The organism is uncultured Cardiobacterium sp. (genome assembly GCF_938028825.1).
Lineage (GTDB): Bacteria > Pseudomonadota > Gammaproteobacteria > Cardiobacteriales > Cardiobacteriaceae > Cardiobacterium.
The window spans coordinates 1-8,168 of sequence record NZ_CALIZP010000060.1 but is presented as its reverse complement, the minus strand read 5'-3'; the positions used below and the strand labels follow the sequence as shown (position 1 = coordinate 8,168).

The window sequence follows — 8,168 nt, the reverse complement described above, 5'->3', positions numbered from 1 at the left end:
GCATGGATTATCACGGCTACCTGCGCCACCTGCCGGGCATCTACGCCCTCAAACAATCATGAACACCCGCCTCACCCTCACCGCCCTGCTCGTCGCCCTCGGCGGCTGCACCCAAAGCGACTACTACGGCAACTACCACGATAGCCAAACCGTCACCTACGGCATGGCGGGCAACACCATCCGCAGCGAAAACAGCGGCTACTGGCACGAAAGCGGCATGACCACGCCGCAAGCCGACGTTGCCATCTGGAACGACAACGTTCGCATCAACATCGACAGCAACCCGCCGCGCACCAACCGCCACCACCGCGCCAGCCCCTGCTACATCGAGCGCACCGTGTACCGGCGCGGCCGCCCGACCACCATCCTGCAACCCTGCGACCAGTCGCCTTACTACTGACGGCAAGTCCGGGAAACAGATGACGCCGAACCGCCGCCCGCATCCATTGCCCGGCCATTTCACGATATTTGCCCATTTCATGCCGTTTCTCTGACCGGACGCCCTTCCATGACCACTGCCCAAAGCAACGTTACCCTCAGCAAATTCCTCAGCCTCATCCTGCGCCATCGACCCGAAACCATCGGACTCCGCCTTGATGCACAAGGCTGGGCGGATGTCGAGACGCTCCTGCGCCTCATGAACGCGCACGGCACGGCGATTGACCGCGCCCTGCTGGCACACCTCGTCGCCACCAACAACAAAAAACGCTTCACTTTCAACGCAGACGGCACAAAAATCCGCGCCAGCCAGGGACACTCCCTCGCCATCGATCTCGCCTACACGCCGCAAACACCGCCGGACGTGCTGTATCACGGCACCGCTGCCGCCACCGTCGCCGCCATCTTCGCGAGCGGCGGCCTGGACAAACGCGCGCGGCAGCACGTCCACCTCAGCGCCGACCCCGACACCGCCGCCAAAGTCGGGCAGCGGCACGGCAAACCCGCCGTGCTGCGCGTGCGCGCCGGCGAGATGCAGCGCGACGGCTACACCTTCTACCGCGCGGATAACGGTGTCTGGCTCACCGACCACGTCCCTGCCGCTTACCTGCAACAGCCATGAAGCGCCGCCCCGCCACGGAGGCTGTGTTCACGATTTGGCGCAATCGTCTAGGGTCTGTTGACATTCGACTTGCGCAGCGGATTTTTGTGGCAAAAACGGCAGGTGCAAGGCAAAAAGTGCAGTAAGGTTGCCTACCTTGCGTGCATTTTTATAGTCGCTTCAAACAGGAATGATACGATGTTGGCGAGCCTCGCCGTACTATCTGTACTGTTTTCGGCTCGCCGCCTTGTCTCATTCCTGTTTGAAGCGACTATAACGCAGCAGATGCCGGATTTTGACGGAAAAGCCGCCGCAATGTTGAGTGTCAACAGACCCTTAATACCAAAATCAAAAAACAACCTGTCGTAGGGTGGGCTTCAGCCCGCCATTAGCGTGATTTCACTTGGTCGAAGACCAATCTACGGCAGGTTATTTTTTAGTTTTGGTATAAGCGAGAAAAACATGGGGTACGATGCACCTATAATCACCCCATCACAAGCAAAAACGTTCATGCGAACCAAAAGACACTATCGCTGGCAATTCCGGCAAAAATACCTCTTCAGCTACCTGAGCGTGATGCTCATCTTTATCGCATTCGGCGTAATAGGCGGTTATCGCTACATGGTTTACGTCATCCATCGCCAATACTCATGGGGCAATTTACTTCTTGGGGTTCTCTTCATTGTGCTGATGCTTGCCATGGCTTACAGTGTCTATTACATCGGTTTGCGAGGCTGGATAGCATCCTTCCGGCAGCCGGAATTTATAGAAATCAATCGCTATGGCATTAGCTATTGTCGCGCCACGCAGCAAGAAGAAATAGCATGGGATGAAATATTGAAAATAACGCTTACCCGCAAATACCTCTCGCATAGAGGAACAATAGGAAAAGATATTGGCACTATGCGGATCATCAAGAAAAACAGCAAAATTATTGACATTAACATCGCTGAAATAGATGGTGATCATATTGATGTCAACCTGATCCTTATCATTCCTGCCTTTATTATTATAATGTTTGTCAGTAAAGTCTATGCGGTTATAGCCTTCATCATCATAGACCTTATCCTCTCAATACCCGTTGGCAGAAAATCCGCCAAAGAAATACAACAAGCCCTGCGCCATTACGGCAAAGAGGCCTTGCTGGCGAGCAACGGCCTGCTCTGAAACACGGAGAACTCCATGCCCATGTACCCCGACTACAACCCCGCTTGACACCAACCCCGGCATTAGTGCCCGGTTCAGCGTGAACTACGATGATGGCAGCGCCGACAACTGGGACCTGCCCGCGCTGCTGGCCGACGCGCTTGCTGCCGAAGGCTGCCCCACCACGCGCCACGGCGACTGGCTCTATCACGCGGCCAGCGGCTACGCGCTGCTGGTGCAAATCGCTGCACTGGACTTCGGCGAACGCGTGCGAAGCACCATCACCATCCAGATCCACCACCCCGAGCTCTTTCCGCAGGGCATCTTCGAATACCAGCACAGCTTTGGCGCAGACCCGGCAGAAGCCCTCCATTACGGCCTCGAATGGTGGCTCACTGGCGACTGGCAACTGCTGCACGCCGTCGCCACCAACGACGACAAAGGCCACACCGGCATGAGCATGACCTTTCCCGACGGCAGAATCCGCCGCGTCCACTTCGGCGCGACCCAATACTGGCAGGAAAACCCGGCGCCCGCCCCGGCGGATGGCGAAGATGATGCGCACCAACCCTTCTGCCCCTGCTGCCTCTTCACCAACAGCATGGAAGCCTTCAAACCACTGCTGGAAGGGCACGACAACTACGCTCTGCGTCTCTTCGCCTCACGCAACGACGACGGCAGCACCGATGCCGATTGCCGCGTCAACGGCGAAGACTACGCGCCGGGCATGGACGCCCTGCGCGCCTACGCCGCCACTTGGCCGGGCACGGGCAGCGAATTCCGCAAACAATATGTCCTCATCACGAATGACTGACGGGCCCGGCAACGACACCGCTTGGTGAGTCCAGTATTTATTGTCGTTTCAAGCAGGAATGAGACAAGGCGGCGAGCCGAAGACAGTACAGATAGTACGGCGAGGCGAGCCGACACCGTATCATTTCTGTTTGAAACGACTATACGCCGCTGGCGTGGTATCGGTAGGCGCTGTTTTGGCAAGCGGCATCTTGGCGTATCCGGCGTTCCCACAAAAAAACCACCGCAAGCGGTGGTTTTTTATCGGTATTCAGGCGGCTCAGTCGTCGCTCATCTGCACGGAGGAGAAGATGTTGTAGCCACCGTCCACATAGGTGATTTCGCCGGTGATGCCGGAGGCGAGGTCGGAGCAGAGGAAGGCGGCGGTGTTGCCGACTTCTTCGATGGTGACGCAGCGTTTCAGCGGTGCGGTTTTCTCAAAGCCTTTCAGCATTTTGCGGAAGTCCTTGATACCGGAAGCAGCAAGCGTGCGGATGGGGCCGGCGCTGATGCCGTTGACGCGGATGCCGTCTTGTCCCAAATCGGCGGCGAGGTAGCGGATGGCCGCTTCCAGCGAGGCTTTGGCAAGCCCCATGGTGTTGTAGTTGGGGATGGCTTTGACGGCGCCGAGGTAGGTAAGCGCCAGCGCTGCGGCGTTGCGCCCTTTCATCAGCGGGACGGCGCCGCGCATCAGGGCGGCGAAGCTGTACGCGCTGATGTCGTGCGCAAGGGCGAAGTTTTCGCGGGTGCAGCCGTCCAGAAAGCGGCCTTCGATGGCGTCTCTGGGCGCGTAGGCGATGGCGTGGATGAGGCCGTCCAGCCCGCCCCATTGTTCCGAGAGGGTGGCAAAGACGGCATCAATTTCCGCGTCACTGGCCACGTCGCAGGGCAGGAAGATGCTGCTGCCGAATTCGGCGCCCATTTTTTCGACGCGCGGTTTTAATTTGTCGTTCTGGTAGGTGAAGGCGAGTTCGGCGCCTTCGCGGTGCATGGCCTGGGCGATGCCGTAGGCAATGGATAGGTTGCTGGCGAGTCCCGTGATGAGGATTTTTTTGCCGTTCATGAAGCCCATAGTGCGTTCCTTGGGTTAGAGGTTATCGAAGAATTTTTTGACCTTGTCGAGGAAGGATTTTTCTTGCGGCGCGTGGGTTTTACCGCCTTCGCTCAGGGTGTTGCCGAATTCGGCGAGCAGGTCTTTTTGTTTTTTGGAGAGATTGACCGGGGTCTCGATGGTCACGGTGCAGTAAAGGTCGCCTGCCGCGCGGCTGCGCACGGATTTGACGCCTTTGCCTTTCAGGCGGAAGCGTTTGCCGGTCTGGGTTTCGGGTGGCACGTTGAGGACGACCCTGCCGCCGAGGGTCGGCACTTCGAGGTCGCCGCCGAGGGCGGCGGTGACGAAGCTGATCGGCATTTCGCAGTGCAGGTCGTCGCCGGTGCGGGTGAAGATGGGGTGTTTGCGCACGCGGATTTCGACATAGAGGTCGCCCGCCGCCGCGCCGCGTTCGCCCGCCTCGCCTTCGCCGGCGAGGCGGATGCGGTCGCCGGTGTCAACGCCGGCCGGAATGTTGACGTTGAGGGTTTTCTGTTGCTTGACGCGGCCGTCGCCGTGGCAGTCGCTGCACGGGTTTTCGATGATTTGGCCTTTGCCGCCGCATTGCGGGCAGGGCTGGGCGATGGAGAAGAAGCCCTGCTGGATGCGGATTTGCCCGCTCCCGTTGCAGCTCGGGCAGGCGCGTTTGATGGATTTGGCGGTCGCGCCCGAGCCGTCGCAGCTTTTGCAGCGGACGTAGGTGGGGATGCGGATGCGTTTTTCGCTGCCGTTGACGGCTTCTTCGAGGGAAAGGTCAAGTTCGTAGGCCAGATCGTGCCCGCGTGTTTCCTGGCGCGCCTGGCGCTGGCGACCACCACCGAAGATGTCGCCGAAGATATCGCCGAAGACGTCGGCACTGAAACCGCCGAAGCCGCCCCCAAACCCGCCGCCGCCCCCGCCGCCGTTGCCGTTCACGGCGTCGAAACCGTAGCGGTCATAGGCGGCGCGTTTTTGTTCGTCCGAGAGGATGTCGTAGGCCGCTTTCATTTCTTTGAATTTGCGCTCGGCTTCTTCGCGGTTGTCGGGGTTGCGGTCGGGGTGCAACTCCATGGTGAGTTTGCGGTAGGCGCGTTTGAGTTCTTCCTGGGTGGCGTTTTTGTTGACGCCGAGGATTTTGTAGAGGTCTTTGTCTGCCATGCAGGTTGCTTTGTGGGTGGTAAAAAGACGGGTTCCTGATGCCGCCAGCGCGGTGGCATCAGGAACCCGTCCTGGTGGACGGGTCGGGTTGGGGGTTTATTTGTTGTCGTCGTCTTTGACTTCCTGGAAGTCGGCGTCAACGACGTTGTCATCTTTCGGCGCGCTGTTGCTGCTGTCCGCGCTGCTGCCGCCTGCGGCCTGATCGCCGCTCATTTTGTTGTAGGCTTTTTGCAGGACGGGTTCGGCGGCTTTAGTCAGCGCTTCGGTCTTGCTGTTGATGTCATCAACGCTGCCGTTATCCATCACTTCTTTCAGCGCCTTGATGGCATCTTCTACCGCACTTTTTTCGGATGCGGTGACGTCGCCGCCAAGGTCGCTCATGCTTTTCTCGATGGTGTGGATCATCGATTCGGCGTTGTTCTTCGCGCTCACTTTTTCCTGGAAGGCTTTGTCTTCTTCGGCGTGCGCTTCGGCGTCCTTGATCATCCGCTCGACTTCGTCATCGGAAAGGCCGGAGTTGCCCTTGATGATGATGGACTGTTCTTTGCCGGTCTTCTTGTCTTTGGCGGTTACGTTCAGGATACCGTTGGCGTCAATGTCGAAGCTGACTTCGATTTGCGGCATACCGCGCGGTGCAGGCTCAATGCCGGAGAGGTCGAAGCGCCCCAGCGATTTGTTGCCGCTGGCCTGCTGGCGCTCGCCTTGCAGGACGTGGATGGTCACGGCGGACTGGTTGTCTTCGGCGGTAGAGAACACTTGCGACGCTTTGGTCGGGATGGTGGTGTTTTTCTCGATCAGCTTGGTCATCACGCCGCCCATGGTTTCGATACCGAGCGACAGCGGGGTAACGTCAAGCAGCAGCACGTCTTTGACGTCGCCGCCGATGACCCCGCCCTGGATGGCGGCACCGAGGGCGACCGCTTCGTCCGGGTTCACGTCTTTGCGCGGCTCTTTGCCGAAGAAGTTCTTCACGGTTTCCTGCACTTTCGGCATCCGCGTCTGACCACCGACGAGGATGACGTCGTGGATGTCTTTGGCGGAGAGACCAGCATCTTTCAGTGCCTGACGGCAGGGTTCCAGCGTTTTCTCGATCAGGTCGGCAACCAGCGATTCCAGTTTGGCGCGGGTCATCTTGATGTTGAGGTGTTTCGGGCCGGAGGCGTCGGCGGTGATATAGGGCAGGTTGATTTCAGTCTGCTCGCTGGATGACAGCTCGATTTTCGCTTTTTCTGCCGCTTCTTTCAGACGTTGCAGGGCAAGCGAGTCTTTCGAGAGGTCAATGCCGCTGTCTTTTTTGAACTCGGCGACGAGGTAATCAATGATGCGGGCGTCGAAGTCTTCACCGCCGAGGAAGGTGTCGCCGTTGGTGGACAACACTTCAAACTGCTGCTCGCCGTCGAGATCCACCGTTTCGATGATGGAAATATCGAAGGTACCGCCGCCCAGGTCATAAACCGCAATCTTCGCGTCGCGCGCACCTCGATCCATGCCGTAAGCGAGTGCTGCGGCGGTCGGTTCGTTGATGATGCGCTGCACGTTCAAGCCCGCGATACGGCCAGCGTCTTTGGTCGCCTTGCGCTGGTCGTCGTTGAAATAAGCAGGCACGGTGATGACGGCGTCGGTAACTTTCTCGCCGAGGAAATCTTCCACCGTTTTCTTCATTTTCATCAGCACGCGCGCGGAAACTTCCGGCGGTGCCATTTTCTTGTTTACCGCTTCCACCCAGGCGTCGCCGTTGTCGGCCTTGATGATTTTGTAGGGGACGAGGTTGATGTCTTTCTGTACCTCTTTTTCGTCGAAACGGCGACCAATCAGGCGCTTGATGGCGTACAGGGTGTTTTTCGGGTTGGTTACCGCCTGACGTTTCGCCGGCTGGCCGACCAGCACTTCGCCGTCGTCGGTGAAGGCGACGATAGACGGCGTGGTGCGCGCGCCTTCGGCGTTTTCGATGACGCGCGGCTTGTCGCCATCCATGATGGCGACGCAGGAGTTGGTGGTACCAAGGTCAATACCGATAATCTTGCTCATAAGGTTCTCTCTCTAAAATAAAAAACAAAAACGGGTTAACCGCCTAAGTGGGGCGAGCTGCCGCAAAATCAAGCCTGCGGCGGATTTTTCTGCGCACCGTCGGCGACGATGACCTGCGCGGCGCGGATGACGCGGCCGTTGAGCAGATACCCCTTCTGCGCGACGTGCAGGATGGTGTTCGGCTCCGCATCGGGGCTGGGGATGACCGACAGCGCCTGATGCAATTCGGGGTCGAGCTTCTCGCCGACCGGGTCGAGCTCGGTCACGCCGTTCTTCTGCAACACATCCAGCAGCAGCTTCAAGGTCATCGCCGAGCCTTCAATGAAATGATCCAGCGCCTGGCGGCCTTCCGCCTCGTGCGCCTTCGCCGCGTCCAGCCCGAGCGTGAGCGAATCAATCACCGGCAGCAGCTCTTTGATCAGCTTCTCGCTGCCGAACTTCAACGCCGCTTCCTTCTCGCGCTCAAACCGCTTGCGCAGATTGTCGCTGTCGGCGCGCTCGCGCAGCACCGCGTTCTTCAACTCGGCAACCTGCGCCTGCAAGGCCTCAATCTCCGCGCCGCGCGCATCGAGAAACGCCTCTTCGGCGGCAAATTCCGGGGACGGCTCCGCCCCCTCTTCCGGCGGCAGATTTGTGGTCATCTCTTCATCCTGCATAAAGCACCTCTCAAAAAACAGAAAACAGTCCCCCCTAACTGGGAACGGACGGCGGAAAATTCAAGGGCGGGGGCAGTGAATGAGAAAAACCGCATGGTTACGCCGCCTGCGGATGCCCGCAAAAACACCCGCCGTGGCGGGTGTTTTCTTTATCCGGCAAGCGGTTATGGCGACGGCGCGGTTAAATCCGCTTCCGGCTTCCAGTCCACTTCTTCGCCGCGCAGCAGCGCCGCAATCATCGCCTCTGTTTCGGCGTCGTCGGCTTTGGCAATCATCGCCA

Annotated in this window: 8 protein-coding genes; 4 read left to right on the top strand and 4 right to left on the bottom strand. The window is 58.7% G+C overall.

What is annotated here, in order from left to right:
* Nucleotides 1–58 precede the first annotated feature (58 nt).
* From Q0562_RS08890 to Q0562_RS08875, 4 genes are all read left to right on the top strand, one after another.
* The gene (locus tag Q0562_RS08890) at nt 59–400 is read left to right on the top strand and encodes a hypothetical protein (RefSeq protein ID WP_298643599.1); all 342 of its coding nucleotides are present in this window, start codon (nt 59–61) and stop codon (nt 398–400) included.
* A gap of 108 nt (nt 401–508) precedes the next feature.
* Nucleotides 509–1,060 (top strand): RNA 2'-phosphotransferase, encoded by a 552-nt coding sequence (locus tag Q0562_RS08885; RefSeq protein WP_298643597.1) that lies wholly within the window; start codon nt 509–511, stop codon nt 1,058–1,060.
* A gap of 489 nt (nt 1,061–1,549) precedes the next feature.
* A complete protein-coding gene (locus tag Q0562_RS08880) occupies nt 1,550–2,206 on the top strand; it encodes a hypothetical protein (RefSeq protein ID WP_298643595.1) in 657 nt (218 codons plus the stop codon).
* A 79-nt stretch (nt 2,207–2,285) separates the two neighbouring features.
* Nucleotides 2,286–2,999 carry a DUF6348 family protein gene (locus Q0562_RS08875; protein WP_298643593.1) on the top strand — a complete coding sequence of 238 codons (714 nt, stop codon included), beginning with the start codon at nt 2,286–2,288 and terminating at the stop codon, nt 2,997–2,999.
* 258 nt (nt 3,000–3,257) lie between these two features.
* On the opposite strand, the gene Q0562_RS08870 is transcribed toward Q0562_RS08875, so the two are convergent.
* The 4 genes from Q0562_RS08870 to Q0562_RS08855 form a co-directional block, all read right to left on the bottom strand.
* Nucleotides 3,258–4,049, bottom strand: coding sequence for an enoyl-ACP reductase (locus tag Q0562_RS08870; protein WP_298643591.1), 792 nt, complete (start codon nt 4,047–4,049; stop codon nt 3,258–3,260).
* 15 nt (nt 4,050–4,064) lie between these two features.
* Nucleotides 4,065–5,204 carry a molecular chaperone DnaJ gene (dnaJ, locus tag Q0562_RS08865; RefSeq protein ID WP_298643589.1) on the bottom strand — a complete coding sequence of 380 codons (1,140 nt, stop codon included), beginning with the start codon at nt 5,202–5,204 and terminating at the stop codon, nt 4,065–4,067.
* A 96-nt stretch (nt 5,205–5,300) separates the two neighbouring features.
* Entirely contained in the window at nt 5,301–7,232 is a 1,932-nt protein-coding gene (gene dnaK / locus Q0562_RS08860) for a molecular chaperone DnaK (protein ID WP_298643588.1), read from the bottom strand.
* A gap of 68 nt (nt 7,233–7,300) precedes the next feature.
* Nucleotides 7,301–7,888, bottom strand: a complete 588-nt coding sequence (locus Q0562_RS08855; RefSeq protein ID WP_298643586.1) for a nucleotide exchange factor GrpE — start codon at nt 7,886–7,888, stop codon at nt 7,301–7,303.
* Nucleotides 7,889–8,168: the final 280 nt, after the last annotated feature.

Coding starts and splice junctions, on each gene's coding strand:
- dnaK (WP_298643588.1), bottom strand. CDS start 7,232: ATGAGCAAGATTATCGGTATTGACCTTGGTACCACCAACTCCTGCGTC.
- Q0562_RS08870 (WP_298643591.1), bottom strand. CDS start 4,049: ATGGGCTTCATGAACGGCAAAAAAATCCTCATCACGGGACTCGCCAGC.
- Q0562_RS08855 (WP_298643586.1), bottom strand. CDS start 7,888: ATGCAGGATGAAGAGATGACCACAAATCTGCCGCCGGAAGAGGGGGCG.
- Q0562_RS08885 (WP_298643597.1), top strand. CDS start 509: ATGACCACTGCCCAAAGCAACGTTACCCTCAGCAAATTCCTCAGCCTC.
- Q0562_RS08880 (WP_298643595.1), top strand. CDS start 1,550: ATGCGAACCAAAAGACACTATCGCTGGCAATTCCGGCAAAAATACCTC.
- Q0562_RS08890 (WP_298643599.1), top strand. CDS start 59: ATGAACACCCGCCTCACCCTCACCGCCCTGCTCGTCGCCCTCGGCGGC.
- dnaJ (WP_298643589.1), bottom strand. CDS start 5,204: ATGGCAGACAAAGACCTCTACAAAATCCTCGGCGTCAACAAAAACGCC.